The following is a 1053-nucleotide window of genomic DNA, read 5'->3' on the forward strand; positions in this document are numbered from 1 at the left end:
ATGTAGGTCATCGGGTCGATGAATTTGCCGGCCTTGCCGGCGACGGAGAGGACCTTGGCGACGGCGCCGGCTTTGCCGGCTCCGGCTGCTGCGCCGCCCGCGCCGCCGGTGAAGACGGTGGTCAGGACGTTGAAGGTGACGGCTCCGGCGGCGCGGCCGGGGTTCTTGCCCCATTCGTCCCAGGCGACGAGTGCCTTCCCGGTCTCCTTCATGGCGGTGCGGGAGTCGCGGAGCCAGGAGGGGAGTTTGTCGTCGGGCAGCGCCCAGAAGAGGGTGGAGGCGCCGGGGATGGAGGTGATGGCGAGGCCGGTGGCGAGTTGGGCGAGGCCTTTCCAGGCCTGTCCCATGGCGTCCCAGCCGCCGAAGCCGACGAGGGTGCCCAGGCCCTTGATGGTGCCCCAGATGCCGTCGACGATCAGGCCGTCCCAGACGAAGGACTTGACCCAGTGGCCGACTTCCCAGACGTGGTGCTTCTCCTCCATGGGGTCGCCCCAGGGGAGTTTGGCGTTCTTGAGGTCGTCGGCGTTGAACCCGTACTGGTCTTTTCGGTCGGATCCGTCGCCGGCGACCATCTGGGTGCCGTGGAACAGGGCGGTGATCTTGTTGTGGCAGGTGCGTTCGGCGGCCCAGAACGCGGCGACGGTGTTGGTCACGTCGTCGCGGAGCTGGTTGTGCTCGTGGATCTTGTCCTCGTCGTACTCCCAGTCGTCGTCGTCCTTGACCTTGTTCACGAACGTCGTCGCGTCGGTCTTGAGCTGGGCGAGCTTGTCGCGGAGCGGACGGACCTCGGTGGCGTAGTCCGACAGGGCGGTGGAGACCTTCTCCAGGTCGTCGCCGAAGGAGTCGGCCCGGTCCTGGACCGGCTTCGTCGACCCGAAGAGCTTCTCCGCCTCGGGCGCTATGTAGTACGCGGACAGCCCCTGGAACTGGGTGTGGACACCGGACCCGGTGGTGCGGATGTGACCCGCGTCCGCCTTCAGACCCGCGTAGTCCTTCTCCAACTGCTCCAGATCACCGGTGAACTGGGGTATCGCCTCAGGCTTGATCACTTGG

General features: G+C 66.8%; 1 pseudogene. It reads right to left on the reverse strand.

The annotated features are described in order from the left end of the window. A pseudogene (locus ACFVXE_RS39250) lies at positions 1-1049 on the reverse strand (hypothetical protein); the annotation flags it as partial. Positions 1050-1053: the final 4 nt, after the last annotated feature.

The organism is Streptomyces sp. NPDC058231, from assembly GCF_042882275.1.
In the GTDB taxonomy this organism is placed as follows: domain Bacteria; phylum Actinomycetota; class Actinomycetes; order Streptomycetales; family Streptomycetaceae; genus Streptomyces.